The sequence below is a fragment of the Pseudomonas sp. LBUM1656 genome (assembly GCF_059716065.1).
In genome coordinates this window covers 1,560,207-1,582,763 of record NZ_CP166800.1, presented here as the reverse complement: position 1 = coordinate 1,582,763, position 22,557 = coordinate 1,560,207, and the positions used below count along the sequence as shown (strand labels likewise).

Annotated in this window: 25 protein-coding genes; 10 read left to right on the top strand and 15 right to left on the bottom strand. The window is 59.2% G+C overall.

Annotated features, from left to right (window positions below; all coding sequences use genetic code 11):
- Positions 1-196: 196 nt before the first annotated feature.
- On the top strand, positions 197-670 hold the full coding sequence (locus ACA072_RS07080) for a cyclic nucleotide-binding domain-containing protein (RefSeq protein WP_497623757.1): 474 nt from the start codon (positions 197-199) through the stop codon (positions 668-670).
- Here the strand turns inward: ACA072_RS07080 and ACA072_RS07075 are convergent.
- Positions 667-957 (bottom strand): hypothetical protein, encoded by a 291-nt coding sequence (locus ACA072_RS07075; RefSeq protein WP_497623756.1) that lies wholly within the window; start codon positions 955-957, stop codon positions 667-669. The genes ACA072_RS07080 and ACA072_RS07075 overlap by 4 nt on opposite strands.
- Before the next feature lie 80 nt (positions 958-1,037).
- Here ACA072_RS07075 and ACA072_RS07070 point away from each other — a divergent pair, with 80 nt between their 5' ends.
- The 4 genes from ACA072_RS07070 to ACA072_RS07055 all read left to right on the top strand — a co-directional run bounded on the left by ACA072_RS07070 (position 1,038) and on the right by ACA072_RS07055 (position 3,298).
- The gene (locus ACA072_RS07070) at positions 1,038-1,724 is read left to right on the top strand and encodes a spermidine synthase (RefSeq protein WP_027925870.1); all 687 of its coding nucleotides are present in this window, start codon (positions 1,038-1,040) and stop codon (positions 1,722-1,724) included.
- 48 nt (positions 1,725-1,772) lie between these two features.
- On the top strand, positions 1,773-2,147 hold the full coding sequence (locus ACA072_RS07065; protein WP_461980127.1) for a YajD family HNH nuclease: 375 nt from the start codon (positions 1,773-1,775) through the stop codon (positions 2,145-2,147).
- A 210-nt stretch (positions 2,148-2,357) separates the two neighbouring features.
- On the top strand, positions 2,358-2,828 hold the full coding sequence (locus tag ACA072_RS07060) for an RNA methyltransferase (protein ID WP_008153126.1): 471 nt from the start codon (positions 2,358-2,360) through the stop codon (positions 2,826-2,828).
- Between the two features lie 92 nt (positions 2,829-2,920).
- A complete protein-coding gene (locus tag ACA072_RS07055; protein ID WP_497623755.1) occupies positions 2,921-3,298 on the top strand; it encodes a YgaP family membrane protein in 378 nt (125 codons plus the stop codon).
- 110 nt (positions 3,299-3,408) lie between these two features.
- On the opposite strand, the gene ACA072_RS07050 is transcribed toward ACA072_RS07055, so the two are convergent.
- Both ACA072_RS07050 and ACA072_RS07045 read right to left on the bottom strand, forming a co-directional pair.
- On the bottom strand, positions 3,409-4,638 hold the full coding sequence (locus ACA072_RS07050) for a hypothetical protein (protein WP_497623754.1): 1,230 nt from the start codon (positions 4,636-4,638) through the stop codon (positions 3,409-3,411).
- Positions 4,639-4,656: 18 nt separating this feature from the next.
- The gene (locus ACA072_RS07045) at positions 4,657-5,106 is read right to left on the bottom strand and encodes a YcgN family cysteine cluster protein (RefSeq protein ID WP_438658832.1); all 450 of its coding nucleotides are present in this window, start codon (positions 5,104-5,106) and stop codon (positions 4,657-4,659) included.
- Positions 5,107-5,384: 278 nt separating this feature from the next.
- On the opposite strand from ACA072_RS07045, the gene ACA072_RS07040 reads away from it, so the two are divergent.
- On the top strand, positions 5,385-5,978 hold the full coding sequence (locus ACA072_RS07040) for a nitroreductase family protein (protein WP_131060411.1): 594 nt from the start codon (positions 5,385-5,387) through the stop codon (positions 5,976-5,978).
- 133 nt (positions 5,979-6,111) lie between these two features.
- On the opposite strand, the gene ACA072_RS07035 is transcribed toward ACA072_RS07040, so the two are convergent.
- The 6 genes from ACA072_RS07035 to ACA072_RS07010 all read right to left on the bottom strand — a co-directional run bounded on the left by ACA072_RS07035 (position 6,112) and on the right by ACA072_RS07010 (position 12,659).
- Positions 6,112-7,044 (bottom strand): D-2-hydroxyacid dehydrogenase, encoded by a 933-nt coding sequence (locus ACA072_RS07035; protein WP_497334279.1) that lies wholly within the window; start codon positions 7,042-7,044, stop codon positions 6,112-6,114.
- 120 nt (positions 7,045-7,164) lie between these two features.
- Positions 7,165-7,458, bottom strand: coding sequence for a YcgL domain-containing protein (locus ACA072_RS07030; RefSeq protein WP_007898694.1), 294 nt, complete (start codon positions 7,456-7,458; stop codon positions 7,165-7,167).
- Complete coding sequence (gene rnd, locus ACA072_RS07025; protein ID WP_497623753.1) at positions 7,455-8,588, bottom strand: ribonuclease D; 1,134 nt, start codon at positions 8,586-8,588, stop codon at positions 7,455-7,457. Before rnd ends, ACA072_RS07030 begins: the two co-directional genes overlap by 4 nt.
- Positions 8,589-8,711: 123 nt before the next feature.
- A complete protein-coding gene (locus tag ACA072_RS07020) occupies positions 8,712-9,374 on the bottom strand; it encodes a class I SAM-dependent methyltransferase (protein WP_497623752.1) in 663 nt (220 codons plus the stop codon).
- 73 nt (positions 9,375-9,447) lie between these two features.
- Complete coding sequence (locus ACA072_RS07015; RefSeq protein ID WP_497623751.1) at positions 9,448-11,097, bottom strand: phosphoethanolamine transferase; 1,650 nt, start codon at positions 11,095-11,097, stop codon at positions 9,448-9,450.
- Between the two features lie 179 nt (positions 11,098-11,276).
- A complete protein-coding gene (locus ACA072_RS07010) occupies positions 11,277-12,659 on the bottom strand; it encodes a glutamine synthetase family protein (protein WP_497623750.1) in 1,383 nt (460 codons plus the stop codon).
- A gap of 515 nt (positions 12,660-13,174) precedes the next feature.
- Between ACA072_RS07010 and ACA072_RS07005 the strand changes: the two genes are divergently transcribed.
- Together ACA072_RS07005 and ACA072_RS07000 are read left to right on the top strand one after the other, a co-directional pair.
- Positions 13,175-14,368, top strand: coding sequence for a cyanate transporter (locus ACA072_RS07005; RefSeq protein ID WP_497623749.1), 1,194 nt, complete (start codon positions 13,175-13,177; stop codon positions 14,366-14,368).
- Positions 14,369-14,573: 205 nt separating this feature from the next.
- Positions 14,574-15,509: a LysR family transcriptional regulator gene (locus ACA072_RS07000; RefSeq protein WP_497623748.1), complete on the top strand. Its 936-nt coding sequence runs from the start codon at positions 14,574-14,576 to the stop codon at positions 15,507-15,509.
- 3 nt (positions 15,510-15,512) lie between these two features.
- On the opposite strand, the gene ACA072_RS06995 is transcribed toward ACA072_RS07000, so the two are convergent.
- Positions 15,513-15,878: a 5-carboxymethyl-2-hydroxymuconate Delta-isomerase gene (locus ACA072_RS06995; RefSeq protein WP_497623747.1), complete on the bottom strand. Its 366-nt coding sequence runs from the start codon at positions 15,876-15,878 to the stop codon at positions 15,513-15,515.
- 212 nt (positions 15,879-16,090) lie between these two features.
- Between ACA072_RS06995 and ACA072_RS06990 the strand changes: the two genes are divergently transcribed.
- Positions 16,091-16,795 carry a ribonuclease T2 family protein gene (locus ACA072_RS06990; RefSeq protein WP_497623746.1) on the top strand — a complete coding sequence of 235 codons (705 nt, stop codon included), beginning with the start codon at positions 16,091-16,093 and terminating at the stop codon, positions 16,793-16,795.
- 48 nt (positions 16,796-16,843) lie between these two features.
- Here ACA072_RS06990 and ACA072_RS06985 read toward each other — a convergent pair whose 3' ends face one another.
- From ACA072_RS06985 to ACA072_RS06965, 5 genes are all read right to left on the bottom strand, one after another.
- A complete protein-coding gene (locus ACA072_RS06985; RefSeq protein WP_497623745.1) occupies positions 16,844-17,764 on the bottom strand; it encodes a LysR substrate-binding domain-containing protein in 921 nt (306 codons plus the stop codon).
- Between the two features lie 72 nt (positions 17,765-17,836).
- Positions 17,837-19,951 (bottom strand): DUF6311 domain-containing protein, encoded by a 2,115-nt coding sequence (locus ACA072_RS06980; protein ID WP_497623744.1) that lies wholly within the window; start codon positions 19,949-19,951, stop codon positions 17,837-17,839.
- Complete coding sequence (locus ACA072_RS06975; RefSeq protein WP_461957665.1) at positions 19,948-20,334, bottom strand: GtrA family protein; 387 nt, start codon at positions 20,332-20,334, stop codon at positions 19,948-19,950. Before ACA072_RS06975 ends, ACA072_RS06980 begins: the two co-directional genes overlap by 4 nt.
- A complete protein-coding gene (locus ACA072_RS06970; protein WP_497623743.1) occupies positions 20,331-21,041 on the bottom strand; it encodes a class I SAM-dependent methyltransferase in 711 nt (236 codons plus the stop codon). The genes ACA072_RS06975 and ACA072_RS06970 overlap by 4 nt, the downstream gene beginning before the upstream one ends.
- A 3-nt stretch (positions 21,042-21,044) precedes the next feature.
- On the bottom strand, positions 21,045-22,013 hold the full coding sequence (locus ACA072_RS06965; RefSeq protein ID WP_497623742.1) for a glycosyltransferase family 2 protein: 969 nt from the start codon (positions 22,011-22,013) through the stop codon (positions 21,045-21,047).
- Positions 22,014-22,290: 277 nt separating this feature from the next.
- Between ACA072_RS06965 and ACA072_RS06960 the strand changes: the two genes are divergently transcribed.
- Entirely contained in the window at positions 22,291-22,482 is a 192-nt protein-coding gene (locus tag ACA072_RS06960) for a YegP family protein (RefSeq protein ID WP_010462174.1), read from the top strand.
- Positions 22,483-22,557 lie beyond the last annotated feature (75 nt).

The following is a 22,557-nucleotide window of genomic DNA, read 5'->3' as shown; positions in this document are numbered from 1 at the left end:
AATAGCAGCTGGCGAAGCCTGCGTTCGGCTGCGAAGCAGTCGTTAATCCGGCTTACTCGGTTTAACTGACGAACCGCGTTGGCCGATTTTACGACTGCTTCGCAGCCGAACGCAGCCTTCGGCAGCTGCTACAGGGAATCGCGACATTCTCGCCAGACCGGAACAGCAACAGACACAAAAAAAAGACCGTGCCGACATGTCAGAACCGACCTTACTGAACAACGAAATCCGCGACTGGCTGATGGACTGCGGCCTGTTCGATCAACTGCTGCCAGCGGACTTCGCCGCCGCCTCCGGCTACTTCAGCATCAGCACCATCACCGAAGGCGAAGAAATTTTCCATGAGGGCGATGCCGGCAGTTTCATGTGCATCATCCACACTGGCCAAGTGTCGGTGCAGAAGACCAGCGGCGACGGGCAACTGGTGACCATGGCTACCTTGCGCAGCGGTCGCTCGTTCGGAGAAATGGCTGTACTCGATGGCGAACGCCGCTCGGCCAGTTGCGTGGCCGCCAGCCACTGCCAGCTGCTGAACCTGGGCAAGGACTCTCTGGAAAAGATGATCAACGACGCGCCGAAAATCGCCGCCAAGATCATCCGCGCCCTCGCCGTCGCCCTGTCCAAACGCCTGCGCATGGCAGACGGGCAACTGCTCTCGCAGCAGGTTTAACCGCCGGGCGACTTGGTCTTCGTGCTGTTTGGCTCAAGGCCCGGCACTGGTTGATCCTTGACCGGTGGACTGGGCATGTTGATCGGCACCAGCGGTGGGCCGCCACTGCCAGGCCCGGTCCGGGGCGCAGTGGACGGGGTGATTTGCGGGTACGGCGTCGGGGTCGCGGTGCCGGGCGAACCGGGCATCGGCACCGGGCTGATCGGAACGGGTTGCAACTGCTGGGCCTGCACTGCAGTTATCGAGAGCGCGGCCGAGGCAATGACCGTTAGAATGGTGCGCTTCATCAATGGCTCCGTTGGCCTTGTTGTCATTGGCAGGCTACTCCCAACTGCCTCTGTTTGCCTTCCCCCAATTTGAGATTTCCATGAAACGTTTCGTTCTGCTCGACACCGCCCCTATCCCTGAAAACGGCGGCGCTTTGTGCCTGTTCGAGTATGGCGAGGATTTTGTCATCAAGATCCAGGGCGGCGACGGCGGGCAGTTGATGAACACCCGCATGCACGGTTCCGAAGATGCCCTGGCCGAGATCCCGTGCCGCAAGGTGGCCGGCCGGCCGAACTCGCGGGTGCTGATCGGCGGCCTCGGCATGGGCTTCACCCTCGCCTCGGCCCTCAAGCATTTGGGCAAGACCGCTGAAGTGGTGGTCGCCGAGCTGGTGCCTGGCGTCGTGGAGTGGAATCGCGGGCCGCTGGGGGAGAAAGCCGGCAATCCGCTGCTCGACCCGCGCACCGTGATCCGCATGGAAGACGTGGCCAAAGTGCTGCAAGCCGAGCCACAAGGTTTCGACGCCATCATGCTCGACGTCGACAACGGCCCCGAAGGCCTGACCCAACGGGCCAACAGCTGGCTTTACTCCGCCGGCGGCCTGAGCGCCTGCGCCAAGGCCCTGCGGCCCAAAGGCGTGCTTGCCGTGTGGTCGGCCAGCGCCGACAAGCAGTTTTCCGACAAATTGAAGAAGGCCGGTTTCAAGGCCGAGGAAGTCCAGGTCTTCGCCCACGGCAACAAAGGCACGCGCCACACCATCTGGATTGCCGAGAAGCTCAAGGGCTGAGCTAAACTTCGCTCATAACCGTCATTAGTCTTTTACAAAGGTGAACCCATGAGTTCGTCAACACCTCCGACCAACACGTCGAAACTGGACCGCATCCTTGCCGACAATCAGCGCGACAAGGAAATGGGTTACCGCGACAAGGCCCTGAAGATGTACCCGCACGTGTGTGGCCGCTGCGCCCGCGAGTTCTCCGGCAAGCGCCTGAGCGAACTGACCGTGCACCACCGCGACCACAACCACGACAACAACCCGCAAGACGGCTCGAACTGGGAATTGTTGTGCCTGTATTGCCACGACAACGAACACTCGCGGTATACCGACCAGCAGTATTTTCACGAAGGCTCGCTGAGCACGCCGAAAATCGCCAAGGCGACGCATAACCCGTTTGCGGCGTTGGCTGGGTTGATGAAGAAAGACGACTGAAGGTCTTCAGTGCCCCTACGGGCCTCATCGCTAGCAGGCTAGCTCCCACGGGTTCTTCTGTGCACATAAGTATTTGTGAACGCACAAGATCCAATGTGGGAGCTAGCCTGCTAGCGATAGCAATTGTTCAGACACCACAAGTCTCCAAACCGGACACCCCTCCCCCAATCCCCGTATAATCGCCGTTTTTTCCCCGAAGGCACCCCGCTCGTGGCAGACAAACGGTACAGCTGCATTGGTTTGTATAACCCCAAATCACCGGAAAACGTCGGCTCGGTGATGCGCGCCGCCGGCTGCTATGGCGTGGCGTCCGTGTTCTACACCGGCAAGCGTTATGAACGCGCCGCCGACTTCGTCACCGACACCAAGCGCGTCCACTACGACATCCCGCTGATCGGCATCGACGACCTGAAGAAAATCCTGCCGTTGGGCTGCGTCCCGGTCGCCGTGGAGCTGGTCGAAGGCGCCCGTTCGCTCCCCGAATACACCCACCCGGACCGTGCGCTGTACATCTTCGGCCCGGAAGACGGTTCGCTGGATAAAGAGATTCGCGACTGGTGCGAAGATGTGGTCTACATTCCGACCACCGGTTGCATGAACCTGGCCGCCACGGTCAACGTTGTGCTCTACGACCGCATGTCCAAGGGGCTCAACACCCGTTCCGGGGCAAAATTCCGCTGAATCACCGCACATTCGATGGAACAAGCGGACCGCCCCGGCAGTCAGCTTAACTATCTATTGTTGAAGCAGCCTTTCCTGCCTGGAGACAGATCATGAGCGAACTCAAACGCGTAGAACGCATCGAATCCACCCCTTTCCAGACTCATTCCGAGCAGAACGTACACGGCTGGGAGCGCGTCGGTTCCCTCGCCGGTGGCGTGCTGATGATGGGCAAGGGCCTGCGTCGCGGCGGCCTTTTCGGGCTGATTCAAGTGGCGATCGGCGGTGTCGCGCTGGCTCGCGGGATTACCGGGCACAGCTCGGCGAAAAGCCTGCTGGAGAAAAGCCGTCAGGACATGAACACCGTTCGGGCGAAGATCGAGCGGGCCGGGGAAGAATTGAGCAAGTTGAAGGCGAATGCCGAGGCGGCGACCAATACCGCTACGGTGACGGGCAATGATTCGTTGAAGTCGCCCAAGACCGGGGTTTGACGTTTTAAGATCAAAAGATCGCAGCCTCGTTTCACTCGACAGCTCCTACACGGATACGCGTTCCAATGTAGGAGCTGTCGAGTGAAACGAGGCTGCGATCTTTTGATTTTCTATTGCAACAGCTCGGTATCAAGCACCTTGGAAGACTCGCCAATCACGCTTTCGGCGAGCTGAACAAACTCCTTGGTATCCACGCTCTCCAGATGCATCGCCCCACGCAACACATCATCCAGCGAGCGTTTGTTGCGCGTCTTCAAGCGAATCTCTCGATCCAGTTCCTGCAGTAACACCACCGCTTTTGACACCTGCGCCGGGGTCACCTGTTCGCCACGCAACGTGGTGACTTTCTGGCTGTCCTTGATCAATTTGCCGTGCAAACTTTCATAGCGCTCATCACTCATGCCTCCGGCGCGGCGTATCAGTTCGATCGCGTAATACTCGGCAAACCCTTCGCTGATCCAGTCGCTGCGCTGCTTGTCGTTAATCCGCCCGGAGACTTGCACCAGTTCACGCACCAACGCGCTGGAGCCGCTTTCGCTGACCAGCGGCAGACGCGTGTTCAGGTAGATCGATTCACGTGCGGCCAGGCTGCCGCGCCACATCGGGTCGTTGGCGCCGACGATCAACAGTTTGGTCGGATGACGCGGGAACACCGCCTGGACCTGCGGCCAGACAAAGGTCAGCAGCGTCAGCACGTCCATGCGCCGCATGCCCCGGCCTCGGGGCGAGGCAACGGTGACTTCGGTTTCCCCAAGCCTGGTGCGACGGCTGCCGAGGTGGCCGGCGAGCATCCAGCCTGTCGGCCGGTCGAACAGCCGGGAAACGTTATCGATGCGGAATTTGTTCTTGCCGATCCGCGGCCAGGCCGTCTCGACGCTTTTCCAGCCTGTGGGCAATTCGAACTCAAGGCGTGAAACCAGCTCGATGCCGTCCTGCTGATCGAGTTTGGCCGGCGGTACCAGGTCGTCACCGCGCATCAGCGCCCAGGTCGGCGTCATGCGCGTATCGAAGCTGCCACTCTTGCGCCCATGGCTGATGCGCACGCGGTAGGTCAGGCTGGCCTTATCGGCGGAGGGACGCCAGACACCGCGCGCCTCCTTGCCCGGCGTGAGCTGCCATTGACCGTCAGCCTTAAAGTCGCTGTAGTGGCTGCCGTCGCCCAGATCGAAATCCAGGCTGCGCACCGCCGAGCCTTGGGCCAGCGTCAGCCGCACTTCGGCCTGATCGCTTTGCGGCAACAGGCGTACGTGATAGTCCAGATCGACCTTCTTCGCCGCCCACACGGACGAACTCAGGGCCAATAGCCCAACGGTCAACGCCAGCCGCAATCCCACAGCCATACACACTCCTTTGTAAAACTAACCTGCCCGGAAAATCAGGTGATCTTCCCAATCATCTTCGTCCACGCTGCCTTCGGCGAGCATGCGCCCGGACTGGGAAATACGTTCGTGGTGCACCGCATCGCGATCACCGCACACCAGGTGATGCCACAGGGGAAGGTCCTTGCCTTCGCTGACCAGGCGATAACCGCAGGTCGGCGGCAGCCATTTGAACTCGTCAGCCTTGCCCGGCGTGAGCTGGATGCAATCAGGGACGAATTCCCGGCGGTTCGGGTAGTCGGTGCACTGACAGGTGTTCAGGTCCAGCAGTTTGCAGGCGATGCGCGTGTAATAGACGGAGTTGTCGTCTTCATCTTCGAGCTTTTGCAGGCAGCACAGGCCACAGCCGTCGCACAGCGATTCCCATTCCTGTGGATCGAGTTGATCGAGGGTTTTTCGTATCCAGAACGGTTCGACTTTGGCGGCCATGGTTCAAGCATCGACATCAGGTGGTGAAAAGGCCGCCAGTCTAGTGCCAAGGCCCTTGCGGGCCAAGCATTGGCGACTGCCGGTAGAACGGGGCTTGTCAGTTATTGCGCCGCCACGTAGCTTTGCCAGTCGCAAGGAGCCATGCCCAAATGCCATTAACGCTCAACCGCGTTGCATTCAGGTGAACTGCCCGGCTCTCGAAAACCTTGGTGCTCAGCTCAACTGCGCCCGCAGGTTTCAGACGACCCTCACTTTCAAACGAAGCCAGGAATCTCTTGATGAGTGCAAATCCACGCGTTGCCGATTATGCGATCCACCCTCAGTTCACCGATCGCTGGTCGCCCCGCGCCTTCACCGGCGAAACCATTGCCGAAGAAACCTTGCTGAGCTTCTTCGAAGCCGCACGCTGGGCGCCATCGGCCTACAACTCGCAGCCTTGGCGGTTTCTCTACGCGCGTCGCGATACGCCGAACTGGGAACGCTTTCTGGGCCTGCTGAACGAATTCAACCGCGGCTGGGCGCAACACGCCTCGGCGCTGGTGATCGTGATCTCGAAAACCACGTTTGCGGTACCCGGCGCCACCGAAGAAACCCCGGCGCTGTGGCACACTTTCGACACTGGTTCGGCCTGGGGCCACCTCGCGCTGCAAGCGAGCATCAGCGGCTGGCACACCCACGGCATGGCCGGTTTCGACCAGGACCTGACCCGCAAGGAGCTGAACATTCCTGAAGGTTATGCACTGCACGCAGCGGTGGCCGTGGGCAAACTGGGCGACAAGGCAACGCTGGCCGATTACCTGCAAGCGCGCGAAGAGCCAAGCCCGCGTCGCCCGCTGAGCGAACTCGCGGCCGAAGGCGACTTCACCCTCTAACCCACACTGTATGATCGTTCCCACGCTCTGCGTGGGAATGCATCCCGTGACGCTCCGCGTCACATCCAAAGCGGAACGCGGAGCGTCCCCGGCGGCATTCCCACGCAGAGCGTGGGAATGATCAGTGGTGGGATCAGTAGCCGCGGTTGAAATCCACTTCCCCGCGCAACGCCTCACCCGCCTGATACGCCCGCAGGTTTTCGACGAACAGGTTCACCATCATCGATGGCGAGGTCGGTGCCGAGCTGTGGCCAGTCAACAGCAAGCCCCAAGCGGTCCAGAACGGATGACGCTGCGGCAGCGGCTCTTGACGGCAGACGTCAATCACCGCGCCGGCCAGATGCCCTTCTTTCAAGGCTTCCACCAGGTCCGCGTCGACCACGGCCACGCCACGCCCGACGTTGATGAACAACCCGGTCGGCTTGAACTGCTTGAACAGCGCCGCGTCGTACAAGTCGTGGGTATTGGGGGTGTTGGGCAGCAGATTGATGACGAAATCCACTTCCCCGACCAGACGAGGCAAGTCCGCCAGCGCGCCGACTTCAACAAACGGCGCCTGCTCGCGGGCTTCACTGGCGATGCCGTACAGCTCGACGCCAAATGGCACGAGGAACTTGGCCACGGTCTGGCCGATGTCACCGGTGCCGACGATCAGCACCTTGCGCCCCGCCAGGCTCTGGCCCTGACGACTGTCCCACTTGCGCTCGACCTGGCTGACCAACCGCGCCAGCACTTCGCGCTCATGACCGAGCATGTAGGTCAGGACGTATTCGGCCATGACCTGACCAAAAATCCCTACCGCACGGGTCAGGCGATAATCGCGGCGCAAACCGTCGGCGAGCAGCGGCGTGATGCCGGCCCAGGTCGATTGCAGCCATTGTGGCTGGTGGCCCTGGCGCAACAGGTTCGCCAACAGGTCCGGCTGGCCCAGCCAGATCGGGCAGTCGGCCGCCTGACGGGCCAGTTCGGCGGAGTCGCCGCTGGTCAGCACTTCCAGATCAGGCGCAGCCTGACGCAACAGTTGGGCGTACACAGGGTGGTCGTGTTCAGCAATCAGAACGCGCATGGTTCAAACCTTTCAAAAACAGTGCAGACGGCCGCCGACGGAGTATCGCTCCGTCACCCTGGCCATCGCCAAAATCATTCCAGTGTTTCACACAGACTCTGAACAGAGCCTGTCTGCCGATCACATCGGGTCGTTGCGGCGCAGCAATTCTTCCGGCAAGTGTTCGATGTATTCGTCTTCGGCCGGTGGCATTTGCAGGTGGTAGCCCTGCTTCTCAAGGTTTTCCAGGACCACGGTGATGTCCTCCCGCGACAGTTTTCGCTCGGGGGTCAGCACCAGATCGAAAGCGTGATGAGGTTTGCCGAAGGCGGCCATCAGACTTTCCGGGACACGCTCCAGTGCATCGCTTTTGAGCACATAGAGGTACATCTCGTTTTTCTTCAGGCTTCGGTAGATGGAGCAAATACGTTTCAAGGCTGTTCTCCGGCGGTGGCCAGGCTGTCGAGCAGCGCCTGGCCCATCAATTCGCGGCGCCAGCCACGCAGCGAATCAGGCAATTGGTAAGGACCGTTGGGGTAGCCGCTCTTAAGCAGCGCTTCCAGGGTTTTCTTGCGCAGCATCAGCTCCGGCGCAATGTTCAGGCGCTCGGCTTCGGCCTGGCCGATCGCACGCAGCTGTTTGATCAGGGTAGCGGCATCCACCGGCAATGGCTCCGGCACGGCGGGCGGCCATTGATCTGGCGACACACTGCCAGAGCGCTTGATCAGATCAAGCAGAAATTCGCCGTCCTGACGCACGGTACGCGGGTGCATGTCTTCAATTTTCGCCAGAGCGCCGAGGTTGTCGGGTTGCGTGCGCGCCAACGGCCACAGCGAGTGCTCGCGGACAATGCGATTACGCGGCAGGTCACGGGCGCGGGCTTCACGTTCACGCCAGGCGCAGAGTTCACGCAACACGGCGAGCTGGGCGCGGGAGAGCTTCCAGGCCAGTTTGGCGTCGCGATAGACCTCGTACGGATCGACCTCGCGGCGCAAGTTGGCCACCAGCTCGGCGCCGTCTTCCAGGACCCAGGCGTACTTGTCGTCGGACAGCTTCGGACGCAGCTGTACGAAAACTTCCGCGAGGTGCAAGGCATCTTCGGCGGCGTAGCTGATCTGGGTGTCTGAGAGCGGACGTTGCAGCCAGTCGGAGCGGGTCTCGCCCTTGGGCAGGTCGATGCCGAGCACTTCCTGCACCAGTCGCGAATAGCCCATCGAGAAGCCGAGGTTCAGGTAAGCGGCGGCCAATTGTGTGTCGAACAGCGGCGCCGGCAGGCTGCCGGTCAGGCGCAGCAACACTTCGAGGTCTTCACTGCACGCATGGACGACTTTGACCACGGCCGGGTTTTCCAGCAACGCGGCCAGGGGCTGCCAGTTGTCGATGGTCAGGGGGTCAATCAGGTAAGCGCGTACGCCATCGCCGATCTGCAGCAGGCCTGCGATCGGATAAAAGGTGTCGACCCGCATGAATTCGGTGTCGAGGGCAACGAATGGCAGCTGCTGCCACTCGGCGCAAAACTGACCGAGGCTATCGTTGTCGCGAATCCAGTGAATATCGATGGCCACACGGCTCTCCCTTGAAGAATGGCGCGCAGTATATATCGCCCCCGGCGATTTCCGCGCATCCACTGAACAAGAGCTTTAGCGAAAATGCCTGCTAGACGGCAAGAAGTGTCTGACAAGCGGAGGTTAACTGGCCTTACGCAGCACGTAGACCCGCATCCGCGCGCAACCGGGCAGGAAGTCCTGGTGACTGAGCAAGCGGAAACCCGCTTGCCTGAACTCGGCTTCGACCTCGGCCTTGTCAGCCAGCTGCCGGGGGTTAATGCCCGCTGCGCTTGATCGGCGGAGCTTGAAATGCGCAGCGACCCGTACCGCCACAATCACGGTATCGCGACTCACACGGTGAAACTCTTTGAGCAAGGCCAACCGATGCTCCGGGCTGACTATGTGCTGAAACAGTTGCATGCAAAAAATGCTGTCGACCGCGTTTGCCGACAATTGGAGGGTGAAGGCCGAACTCTGGAACGTCTTGATCCGCTGGAGCAGGCTCTGCGAATGGTGAGTCTGGGCGTGATTGAGCATGTCCTGCGAATGATCGGACGCGAGGATCACTCGATTCGTGTGCTCGACCAACACCGGCCAGTAACGCCCGGCGCCGCACGCCACATCCAGCATCAAGCCCGGCTCGCCGGCGACCTTGAGCGCATTGCGCACCAGCTGCTCGTCGCGCCAGAAGGTCAAGCGCCCCGCCAGGCCACGCGGTCGCGGCTGAAGGCAGACGCGGCTGTGTTCCTGATCGTAGCGCCGGGCGAACTCAAGCTCGATGGCGGAGGGGGGCTGCGCGGACATGTGCAAAGGCTCTTGTAGGAATATGTACCGGCCGCAGATTAACCACCGGTAGGTGAAAAAAAGGTCGAAACCCTTACTCTTTGGCCAACACACCGTCGATCACGGCCCCGCGGCAACCGGCAAACATGTCCAGATCCTGGTTGTAGACCTTGCTGTTGACCTCCAGCAGACCGAGCATCGAATGGAACAGGTTGTCCTGGCTCAGGGGCTTGTCGCGGCTCAGTTGCAGGCAATGGGTGTCCACCGAGAACGACTTTTGATAGCTGTCGGAGAACCACGCCAGCATCGCCACATGCTTCTGCTGATCCGGCGCGAGCATGTAAGGGGTGCCGTGGAGGAACAGGTTGTATTCGCCCAGGGATTCGCCGTGATCTGACAGATACAGCATGGCGGTATCGACTTTGTCCTGGTTGCTGCGCAACAGATCGATCAGGGTCGACAGCACGTGGTCGGTGTAAACCAGTGTGTTGTCGTAGCCATTGACGATGCTTTCGCGGCTGCAATTGTTCAGTGCGTTGCTTTCACAGACGGGCGTGAAGTGTTCGTACTCTTTCGGGTAGCGCTTGAAGTATTCCGGGCCATGGCTGCCCATCTGGTGCAGCACCAGCACGGTGTCTTTATCCAGCGTGTCGATGAAGTGCTGCAAACCTTGCAGGAGAATTTCGTCGCGGCATTCACTGTTTGCGCACAGCACCGGGTCCTTCAAGTTGCTGACGTCATCAAGGGTGACCCGGTCGCACGTGCCTTTACAGCCCGATTGATTGTCACGCCAGATCACGTCGAGACCGGCGCGCTTGAGTACGTCCAGCAAGCCCTCTTCATTCTTCGCCGTGCTGGCGTTGTAATTCTTGCGGCCCATGTCCGAGAACATGCACGGCACTGAGACGGCTGTTTCCGTGCCGCAGGAATGCACATCGGTGAAGGCAATCAGGCCGGCTTCCTTGTCCAGTTTGGGTGTGGTGTCGCGGTCATAACCGAGGATGCCGAAGTTCTCGGCCCGGGCACTTTCACCGACCACCAGCACCGTCAGGGATTTACGGCCGTGGGTTTGCCAGGCGGGATTTCGCTGGGCATCTTCACCGACTTTGACGAAGGGTTGCCGGGCGGAGACGACTTGCTCACGCAGATAACCGAACGTGGCCCCTATGTAATTGCTCGGCACCAGCATCAGGCGCAGTTCATGGTGATTGCGAAACAACGAGGACAGGCCCTGATAGTTCACCAGTGCGACGCAACCAACAACCGCAACCGACGCGACACTCACCAACGCCTTACTTATTAGCTCACGGTGCCAGCGGCGATAATTGACCGGAACTTTCCACAACAACCAGGAAGGTAAAACACCGAGAAAAATAATATAGGCAAGCAACTTGATCGACAGTAAGTCACGCACTTCCGTCGCGTTGGTTTGCGCGAAGTTACGCAACATGCCGGTGTCCATCAGCGCACCGTATTGACTCATGAAGTACGCCACGCCAGCGCTGATCATGAAGATCAGGATCAAGACCGGCTTCATCACGCGGCGGAACGCCAGCAGGGTCAGCACAATGTTGAAGGCTGCCAGAATCATCACGCCGAACGCGATGCGCATGACGATGCCTTTACCATCCGTGGCGGTGATATCAAACAGGTGCTGCCAGAGCACTAAGTTAAAGCCCGTTAAAAGAAAGGCGCTGGCAATCAGTGTCACCCATTCCGGGCGCACGGGTTTGAACTTCAACATGATGGTTGGCTGTTCCTGAAAAGAAGTGCCTTCGGTAAATGTGAAAATTTCATTTACCGCGATAGCACTAACTTTAGGTAGCCAACCATCAATTTTTTGTGAAAAAGAAGCCAACGATTAGTTGGCTCCTGTTGTGAGATCGATACTTTTAACTTATTTGAGAATGGTTCAGCTTTTGTTCAGGCCTGATGCAAATACCAACGCCAGTCCTGTTCACCGACTTCACCCATGAACTGCCGATACTCGGCGCGCTTCACCGCCAGGTACACGCCGAGGAATTCACCGCCGAACGCTTCACGCGCCCAGGTCGAACCTTCCAGCGCACGCAAGGTGGTCAGCCAGTCGGTTGGCAGCAACTCCGTGGCCTGGGCGTAACCATTGCCTTCCACGGGGGCGCCCGGGTCGAGTTGTTCGCGAATGCCACGATGGATGCCGGCCAGAATCGCCGCCGCCGCCAGATAAGGGTTGGCGTCGGCCCCGCAGATGCGGTGCTCGATATGCCGGGAGAAGGCCGGCCCGCCGGGCACGCGCAAACTCACGGTGCGGTTGTCGACGCCCCAGGTCGCTGCAAGCGGCGCATAGCTGTTGGTCTGGAATCGGCGGTAGGAGTTGGCGTTCGGGCAGAACAGCAGCAACGAATCGAGCAAGGTACTGAGCATGCCGCCGACCGCGTGTTTGAGCAGCGGCGTGCCGTCCGGGGATTCGCTGGCGAACAGGTTGTTGCCGTCCTTGTCCGCCAGGCTGACGTGCATGTGCATGCCGGTGCCCGCCAAGTCATCGAACGGCTTGGCCATGAAGCAGGCGGCCATCCCGTGTTTATGCGCGACGCCTTTGACCAGCCTTTTGTAGCGCACGGCTTCGTCCATTGCCTGCAGGGCGTCGGTGCGGTGTTCGAGGGTGATTTCCACCTGCCCCGGTGCGTATTCGGAAATCGCCGTGCGCGCCGGAATGCCTTGCAACTTGCAGGCACTGTAGAGATCCGCCAGAAACGGTTCGATCTGCTCCAGTTCACGCAACCCGTAGACTTGCGTCGAGCGCGGTCGCCCGCCATCAACATCCCTCGCCGGTTGCGGCCGACCGTTGCTGTCGCGCTGCTGATCGAGCAAATAGAACTCCAGCTCCGCCGCCATCACCGGGTAATAACCGTCGGCCTGCAAGCCTTCGATCACCTTCGCCAGCAGGTGCCGTGGATCGGCAATCGTCGCCGGCATGCCTTCCTTCGGGTGCATGCTGACCTGCACCGCTGCCGTAGGAATCAGCCGCCACGGCATGTGCGTCAGACTGCCGCTGATCGGGTACGCGCGGCAATCGATGTCGCCGACATCCCAGACCAGGCCTGAGTTTTCCACGTCATCGCCGTTGATGGTCAGGCCGAGAATGGTGCTGGGCAATGGCCGCCCGCTTTCGTACACCGCCAGCAGTTCATCGCGATGCAGCAACTTGCCCCGTGGCACGCCGTTGTTGTCGAGGATGAACAACTCGAACATCTCGATATCCGGGTTCTGTTCGAGAAAGGTCAAGGCTTCTTGTTTGGTGGCGAAGGATGTCGTGGCACTGCTCATGGGCATTCTCTTGTTTCCGCGTCAGGCAAACGCGCAGGCGTTGCCGGGTCTGATCCCGGCGCACAGCGCGGGACCTGTCAGAAGAATCAACGGGAAAGGCAGGAATCCGGTGGGCGCGCGTGGCGACAGTGCCATAGCGCCCAGAAGGCTAATTCGGAGGGAAGTGCGACGGGGCAACCGTCCATAGAAATAACCGCAGGAAACAGATGAGCAGCAGCGTCACACGGGCAGTCAGGTCGTTAAATCGGGATTTGAAGAACTTTGGGTGTGGATGGACTAAACAATCAATGTTCCAAACACTGAATATCCCCTGTGGGAGCGGGCTTGCTCGCGAAAGCGGTGTGTCAGGCTCCAGATGTGTCGACTGTCACACCGCTTTCGCGAGCAAGCCCGCTCCCACAAGGGATGGGGTGTGACGGAGGTATTTAATTTTTAAATACCTCTGCGGACTATCTGATTTGCGACCTCTTATCCTCGCGCGCCTAATCGGCCCCTGATTATTCAAGGTCCGATTGATGGAAAACGTTCGTGCAACCTCCCGCCCTGCCCTCTGGCTGATGGTCAGCATCATGCTTGTCGCCCTGAACCTTCGTCCGTCGATGGCGGCTGTCGGGCCCTTGCTGTCGGCCATCCGCGGTGACATCCCGTTGACCTACAGCCTGGCCTCGCTGCTGACCATGTTGCCGGTCATGGCCATGGGGCTGGCGATGTTCTTCGGGCAGAGCATCAGCCAACGCCTCGGCGAACGGCGCACGGTGGTGATCTCGCTCGTGATCATTGGCCTGGCCACGGTGTCGCGGCTGTTCGTGGACTCGGCAATCGAATTGATCCTCAGCGCCATGCTGGCCGGCATCGGTATTGCGCTGATCCAGGCATTGATGCCGGCGCTGATCAAATCCCGCTTCGGCGATAACGTTGCTGTGTGCATGGGGCTCTACGTGACGTCGATCATGGGCGGTGCCGCGATTGCGGCATCGTTTGCCCCATTGGTGATGACCCGAACCGGTAGCTGGCGTGCAGGGCTGGCGATCTGGGCGACGCTGGCACTGATGGCGTTGCTGTTCTGGACCGTCGGGCGTGCGGGAACCTCAACACCAACGGCACTTGCACCCTGCAACACATCGTTCTTCACAAATTCCCGCGCCTGGTTACTCGCCATCTTCTTCGGTCTGGGTACCGCGTCCTACACCTGTGTGCTGGCCTGGCTGGCGCCGTACTACGTGGAAAAGGGTTGGAGCGAACAAAATGCCGGTTTGCTGCTGGGCTTTTTGACGGCCATGGAAGTGCTGTCCGGACTGGTGACCCCCATCATCGCCAACCGCAGCCGTGACCGGCGCCTGGTGCTGGTGGTGTTGCTGGCGCTGATCATGACCGGTTTCTGCGGGTTGATCCTCAGCCCGCAACACTTCAGCCTGTTGTGGCCGTGCCTGCTGGGATTGGGCATCGGCGGCCTGTTCCCGATGAGCCTGATTGTGTCGCTGGATCACCTCGACAACCCGCAACGCGCCGGCGGGTTGACAGCCTTCGTTCAGGGGATCGGCTATCTGATCGCGGGGCTCTCACCACTGATGGCCGGGATGGTGCGCGATCAACTGGGCAGTTTCGAATGGGCCTGGTGGTGCCTGACCGGTGTCATGGCGCTGATGATCCTGATTGCACTGCGCTTCAATCCGCGACATTACGCCCGGCAATTTCCTACAGCAGCCTGAGTACACTGTTCATCAGCGTTCAGGGGTAAAGGCCTCTGGCCATGTTTGCCGGGATTAAATTCACACGTCGTGTTCGGAACATTTTCTGTCCCACAACTGACCATGAAACATCCTACAGGGCATTCTCCTGGCACCATCGTTCCGTTAGGATCGTTCGCACACGTTTGCGCACAGTCAGCGCAAGGAGCACAGCGAGACGGAACGGATGCTGAACAGTAACTTGCTTAGAAAGCTCGATATGCAGGACCTCATGGTGTTTGTCGCCGTGTATGAGCAAAGCAGCGTCACCGGTGTGTCGGAGGCGCTCTGCGTCAGCCAGTCCACCGTGAGTTACTGCCTGAAAAAATTGCGCACCAGTTTTGAAGACGAGTTATTCATCAATACCCGCACGGGTATGCGCCCCACGTACAAAGCCAGCACCATGTACACCCATGTGCTGAAGATCCTCGAAAGCATCAACCTCTGCCACGCCGGCGCCCAGGCCTTCGACCCGACCTTGCAACCGGTGACGTTCAATATCTGCGCACCGGAATACTTCGAGCAGTTGATCCTGCCGCGCCTGTTGAGAAGCTTCGATTTCGCCGATTTGCCGGTGATGGTCAACATGCACAAGTTCGAAACCGACATCCCCGCCGACGACCTGCGCGATGGCAACCTCGACCTGGTGATTTGTTTCGGCCCCCATCTTCATCGCAGCCACAGCGACTTCAAATCCCGGTTATTGCTGGAAGATGATCTGGTCTGCGTTTTCGACAAACGCGCCACGCCACTGGAGCCACGTTTAAGCCTGAAGGCGTTTGTCGAACGCCGGCATGTGTTTCCGACACCGTGGACGTCCACCACCAACATGGTTGATGGCTGGCTGGCGCGGCAGGCGCACAAACGGCAGATTGTCGCGCGCTCCAACAGTTACAGCGCGGCGCTGAAAATGATCACCGGCACTGACTTCATCCTGACGCTGCCCCGTCGCATCCAGCAATTGCTGGCCAACGAGGCGATCTTCAATCACTGCGAAGCGCCTAACGGCTTGCCGGGTTTCACCCTGGACATGCAGTGGAGTCAAAGCGTCGATCAGGACAGCGCCAACACCTGGCTGCGCGAGCAAGTGATCAAGGCCTGCGCCGAGCAGGAAATGGCCTGAAACTCAGTGGCCGATGGCAGTCTTGGTGTAGGCCTCTCGATCGATGTCGAGGATCTCCACGCACAACTGGACTTCAACGCCCGTCGGCCATTCACACAACTCTTGCACCACGGCCAGCAGGCTTTCGGACAGCTGCTTTTTGATCTGCGGCGGGCGACCGCTCAGCAGCGCCAGCTTCACATGCACAAACGCCCGTTCTGCCATCGCCGTGCCGACCTTGAACGTCTCGACCTTCACCGCACGGCTCTTGATATCGAACTCCGCCGCAAACTGACCGGACGCCACCAAGGCATTATTGAGCCGGATCAACGCCACGTCGGCGTTCAGCCCGGGCAGGTTGGCGGTGTATTCCATGTGCAGGTGGGGCATGGTTTGGCTCCTGATTAAATGGCAGTACTCAAAAAAGGACGTCGACGTTAGCCGTACATCTACTTGGATTTCCCAATGCCCCGTACTGTACTAGTGTTTCCAGATCAGGTCTGAAATTAGAAGTGCGCTGTTAATTGATCATGACGCTGAAAGCGTCCTCTCAAGCTGTGAGGAGGTAACCCGAAAATATACAGTTTCAAGGATCGAACACCATGAACCGTTTTTACGCATCAGTGGCCCTGTCTGCTTTTTCTCTCTGCGCTCACGCCCTGGACCCAGGCGAAGAAAGCATGGAGGGAGCGCCTAGCGCAACATTCGACTACCTCGCCTATGCCGTCACTTGGCAGCCAACGTTTTGCCGGTTGAAACCCACCACTGCGGGTTGCGACAAACCGAAAAACGTCTTTTACACCCACGGCATCTGGCCTTATTACAACAGCACTGACCGATCGGCCAATCGCCACCCTTCCTCCTGCATCAAGTCAGCGGGGTGCGGCCAGACTGAAACGGTTTGCGAACTGTCCGAAACAGACCAGAAACTGGCACAGGCCAATCACGGTTTTTCTGAAATTGTCACCGAATCGCCCGAATACCTGATGAAACACGAATGGAAGAAACATGGCACTTGCTATGGGGCCAACCAGACTGAATATTTCAGGGATTTTGTAAAGTTTCGCAAAGCCGTCAACTACAGTCCGAACTTCAACCAGTTTCAGGGCAAATCCCTGAAACTGGACAAACTAAAAGCGCTGTTTCCGAGCAACACCTCATTTCGGTGCGCCAGCCACGGCGGAAAACAGTATCTATTCGAAGTGTTCTTCCTGATTGATCGGCAGGGGCAGCCTTACACCAAGGATCAAAAGCTGCAAATCGGGGAAAAGTGTCAGTCTCAGGAGATCCATATTCCGGCGGCTTGATCACTTGCCTCGCGGTCCGGATGAATCAGCAGTTCCACCTGACAAATTTCAGATCGGCGACTCAAGACGCTCACTCATGAACGCCTCCAGCCGCGCGCGCAACCAGCGTTCGGCTGGATCGGTATCGACATGACTGAGCCAGACCATGGACAGGTCCAGCGTCGGGGTCTTGAACGGAAAGGCTTCCTTGAACAGTTGCCCTGAGGCGGCCATCGCCTCTGCCGTGTAATCCGGCAGGCTGGCGATCAGGTCGGTGCCGGCGAGCAAGGCCGGCAACGAACTGTATTGCGGCACCGATAGCACCACCTGGCGCGTACGGCCGATCTCCGCCAGCCATTCATCGGCATAGCCACTGACGTTGGCCGTGTGCGATACCAACACGTGCGGGCGGGCGCAATATTCATCGAGGGTCAGCGGGGTGTCCGAGGCATCGGCGCGCAAAATGCTCGGCTGGATGTGCCGCAACAACTTGCGCTTGGCGTTGGCCGGCAGTCCGCGGGTCTGGCTGATGCCGACCGTGATATCGCCGGACGCCAGCAAGTCGGGAATGCGCCAGTAATCGACATGCTGAACCACGAACACCACCTTCGGCGCTTCCTGGCGCAACGTGCGCAGCAGCGGCGGCAGCAGGCCGAACTCGACATCGTCCGACAGCCCGATGCGAAAGGTCATGGTGCTGCTGGCCGGGTCGAAATCGTGGGTCAGGCTCAAGGCGACCGACAACGAATCCAGCGCCGGCGACAGGTGCTGGATGATCTCCTCGGCCCGCGCCGTCGGCTCCATGCGATGACCGACGCGAATGAACAGCGGATCGTTGAACATCGTCCGCAGGCGGTTGAGCGCGGCACTGATGGTCGGCTGGCCGAGAAACAGCTTCTCCGCCACCCGCGTGACATTGCGCTCGAGCATCAACGTTTCGAACACCACCATCAGGTTGATGTCAGCCTTGCGCAGTTCGTTGCGATTCATTCCTTGCCCCCGGTCCTCAACACTTCAGGCAGTGTAGGAAGGCGCGACGGGGGCGTCTACGTGCGTCGGCGCTCAATTGACCGTCAGGGTCTTCAAGCCGAAGGCGAGTTGTCGGGCGTCCTCGCCTATCCCGAACTGTTTCGGGCTGACGGCGTCGGCGAACTGCATGTGCAAACTCAATACACCCTGACTCGACACCCGCTCTTGCATTTCGGTGGTGAGGCGCACATCGATAACGTTGCCATCGGCCTGCTGAAGTTGGGTCTTCAAGGCCGCAATGCCGTTGATGCTGATGACAACACGTTGGCCGGCATGCCCGGGAGGGAGAAACGCCGTGGCCTCCAGACGCAAGGAATGCACGGGCACCGGTACACGGAACATGACGTCGGCGTCGGGACCTTCAGACCAGGTGCCCCAGAGTTCGGAATCGGACCAGCCCCTGGCCAGAAACGCTCTCCCCTTGGTGCCGTAGTTGAATAGCGTTTTTTGTCCGGCTTCAAGGGAAGGGATCAGCGCGAGCGGGTCAGCTGGCGTATTCATCTGCAAGCAAGCGCCGCATTGTTTCCATCCCGGTGCAAGCACCGTAAATCCGTCAATCCGGGTAAACAGATCCTTTTGGGTATCGACGTTCATCGCGGCCTGAAGCAGCGCACGCTCATCCAGCAGGTACAACGTGTCGGCCTCATACTTTCCCGATGCCATTAACCCGGCAGTCTCCCGGTCGGCGCGTTTCCAATTGGCAGTATCCATTCGCCCCAGGTAAACCGCATTCGTTGCCATGCCATGGGCGCCGGCAAAATCAGCCACGGCCATCCAGTGCAGGGACAGATTCTGTGGAACGATCCAGCGAATGTTCTTGTAATGGGCCGCCGCGCTTTCCCAAAATGGATCGACCATGGGCGACGCCCACTTCGAAGCAGACTCAACCATCAATTGCTTGCGAACCGCTACCCAGCCGGCGTGAGTGTCCAGCACCTGAATCAGTAGCGCGAGTGACAGCAAGCTCACAGCGGTGCGTGGTGTATTGGCGCGAATCACCAGAAAAATGATGGCGAAGATAATCGCGTAGTACACCGGCCAAAACATCCGTCCCGAGGCGCGGAAGATGTTGGCAATGGAAATCACCACTGGCGGCAGCGGATAGGTGAACTCCAGCAAGCCCAGCGCCACATGGTTTGAAATCGCGAAAACAGTCAGCCCCACCAGCGCCAACAGTAAGAAGGGGCGCCGCCCCAGTTGTTGCCCGAAGCCGGTATTGCCTTGCAGTAAACCGACCACGGCACAGATGCCCAGCGTGATCAGCCCAAGTCCGAGAAAGACAAACCCTTCGCCGTCACCGAACCCTTGAACACCGGGCAGATCCTTCAGTAAATAGGACCAGTTCCCCGGATCGACCAGTGACAGCAAGTTCATGGCGTACATGCCAAAACCATCGGATACCGCGCCGTCGGCGCCCACCGAAAAATACCCCGCCTGCCAACAGCAGAAGCTGACCAACGAAAACAGCACGATAAATTCAGTTAACGTCGACCGTAACGTCAGTTTTTTCCTGGACCAGCCGGCAGCGAGACTGGCAACCCAGATCACTGCAACCATTGCCAGAAAGTACGCGTGGACCAACGCGGCCGCCGCCAGCAACGCGCCCCATTTCAGTTGTCGACGCTGCAGTTGCGGATGCAGCCCCAGGTACAACGAGGCCAGCACCAGAAAATGCCCGCCCAGGGACAAATGAAAGGGCATGCGCATGAGCATCGGCGGAACAAAAAGGAACAACGCCGCGCTCACGGCCCGTACACCGACGTGCGAAGAAATCAGCCCGACCAGTTTCCAGGCGAACCACGCCTGCAGGACGAAGCAGGTCAGGAGCCAGAGGCCAAAATACTGAAAAGGCATCGGCAGCAGCGAGGCGAACGGTTTGAACAAGAAAGCCAGCAGCGGATTGGAATCAGAAAAAATGATGCCATTGCCCAGTTCCAGCCCGTAGGACGGATTGAGCCCGATGGGAAAGCTCCAGGGTGACTGCCGGAAAAACACCCAGCCCAGATAATGCGTCGCCGGGTCACCGTTGCCCAGCCACGCAATGTTGAGCGGGTTCAGCGCCCTGGGTCCGACGACGAGGAAAAAGGCTACAACACCGATCAACAGGGGCACAAGGTTGAGCGGCAGGCGTTTAGCGAAATCCGTCATCGATACGTCCAGAAGTTATGCAATACAAAGGTGAAGGCCGGAAGGGTCAGCGCCACCGCGCCAATCCCCAGCAAATAATGCAGCCCGGCCATTTGTGCGGCCCAGGCCACCAGCATCGCCAGCAGAAAACCGGCAACGGAAACCATCATGAAGCGCAGCAGCGTTCGCCCATGCAATCGGGCGGAAAAACTCCACGTGGTATTGATCAGGTAGGACACCACGGTGGCCACGGCAAACGCCGCGCCGTTGGCCAAGGGCGGCAGTGGCAGCACGTAGTTGATGAACAACACGGCCACCAGCGCGTGCAGGGCCGTGACGAACAATCCGGTCACGGCAAAGCGCAGGCCACGCTGGATCAAGGCGGATTTTTCGGCTGACGTCACGGCTTCTGCGCCAGGACAAACACCGTCAACCCCGCCAGACGATTTGCGCCCATGAACGGCAGTTCGACGCTGCACAGCGTTTTCAAAATCGTATTCACCAGTGGGTGGTGCTGTTTGAGCTGCGAGCGCGGCGGCGACGGTTGCGCACCGTTGGGCAGCAATCGCAGGGTGGCGGCAATCGGGAACACCAGACCGAAATAGTACGCCCCCTGCTTCACCGTCAAACCGGCATCCCGGGCCACCGTTTCCAGCTGCGGCAAGGTATAGCGACGCTTGTGATCGAGGAAGTCATCGTGCCCGCTCCAGAGAAACTGGAACGCCGGCACCGTCATCAGGAATCGGCTGCCGGAAGGGACTTTATCGACGTAAGCCTTGAGCAACCCGACGTCATCATCGACATGCTCCAGCACGTCCATCAGCAGCACCAGATCGGCGTCCACCGAGTCGATGCCGCGACGGTAATGCACCGGTTTACCGGCGGTTGTGGCGTCTGAATCGGCGTCGTAACTGATGTCGACACACCATGCTTCACCGGCCGCTGAATGCGTCAGTAAATGGTGGGAAAAGAACCCGGAGCCTGCGCCTACATCGAGAATCCTTTTGAGCGGCGTGTTGCCCAGCATTCGCGTCGTGGCCGCCGCTTTGGAGGCGTAATACCAATGCTGGTCGATGCTTGAACCGAGGATGTCGGTTTCCTTGAGATCCATGGTTCAGTCCTTGGGGTCGTAGACACGGCGCACCAGATACACCGGGCGGCGTTTTGACTCGATGTACGTCCGGCCGAGGTATTCACCCAGCACGCCGATGCCGATCAATTGCAGGCCGCCCAGAAACGTGACGGCGACCATCAGCGAGGCATAACCCGGCAGATCAACGCCGGAGATCAGGGTGCGCAAGATGATAAAAATGGCGAACGAGAAAGAGATCAGCGAGACGAACAGCCCCAGATACGTCCAGATGCGCAGCGGTTCGGTGCTGAAACTGGTGATGCCTTCCAGCGCGAAGTTCCACAAGCGCCAGCCGTTGAATTTGCTTGCCCCGGCGACCCGCTCGAGACGCTCGTAATTCACGTAAGTGGTGCGAAACCCGACCCAGGCAAACAGGCCTTTCATGAAGCGCCGGGACTCGGGCAAGGTTTGCAAGGCATCCACCACACAGCGGTCCATCAGCCGAAAATCGCCGACGTTTTCCGGAAGGTGTTGCTCAGCGATTTTGTTGTGCAGGCGATAAAACCAGTTGGCCGAGGTTTGCTTGGCCCAGGAGTCGGTCTTGCGGCTCACACGATGGCCCAGCACCACTTCATAGCCTTCACGCCAAAGCGCGATCATTTCGAGGATGACTTCGGGCGGGTCCTGCAAATCGACATCGATCGGCACGACCACCTGGCCGGTGGCGGTCTGCAAGCCGGCGGTCAGGGCCGCTTCCTTGCCGAAATTGCGGCTCAGATCGACGATGCGCAGGCGCGCATCGGTCTGTTGACGTTCCAGTAGCAGGTCGAGCGTGGTGTCGGTGCTGCCGTCGTTGACGAAGACCATTTCCAGACTGACCAACGTTTCGTCCTTGAAGACGTCAGTGATCCGCGCGATGAACAAATCAATGGTCGCCGCTTCATTGAACACCGGGATCACAAGCGAAAGCTGTAAATGCCCGGTCAGTTGCGTTCCGTGCTGATGAGTCAATTGATTGCTCTTTTTTATAGTGATTTTTCTACAATCCGAGGTCGCCGACCGCTGTTCGACGCCATGAGCCGTGTCGTATTAAGCAGGACCGAGGGAGGTGATGCAAGGGCGAAACTGCGGGGGTTTTGGCCATTCGTACCGGCCCGGTTGCGCTGGCCGAAATATTTTCAAATGCCTGGAAACAAATGCCTGATGGTCAAAAAAGCCAGCTCCGCTAGGCTTGCCCCCGATGCGTCACACAGGTTGTCGCAATTACCCATCGCATGGAGCGAGCAGAATGTATTTCGAGATTTACAGGCAATCCAAAGGCACGCCAAGCACCGGCAAAGGACAATGGCGCTGGCGCTTGAGGGCGGGGAACCACGAGACGATCGCCAGTGGTGAATCGTATGTGAACAAGGCGGATTGCCTGCATGCCATCGGGTTGATCAAAGGGGTTGAGGGTGAGACGCCGGTGAAGGAGATCTAAACCGATAGCCAATGCCGAAGCTGTTCGGGTGCTGTGAACAGCTTCGGCATTTAAGGTTGAGCTCACTGGCCCCAT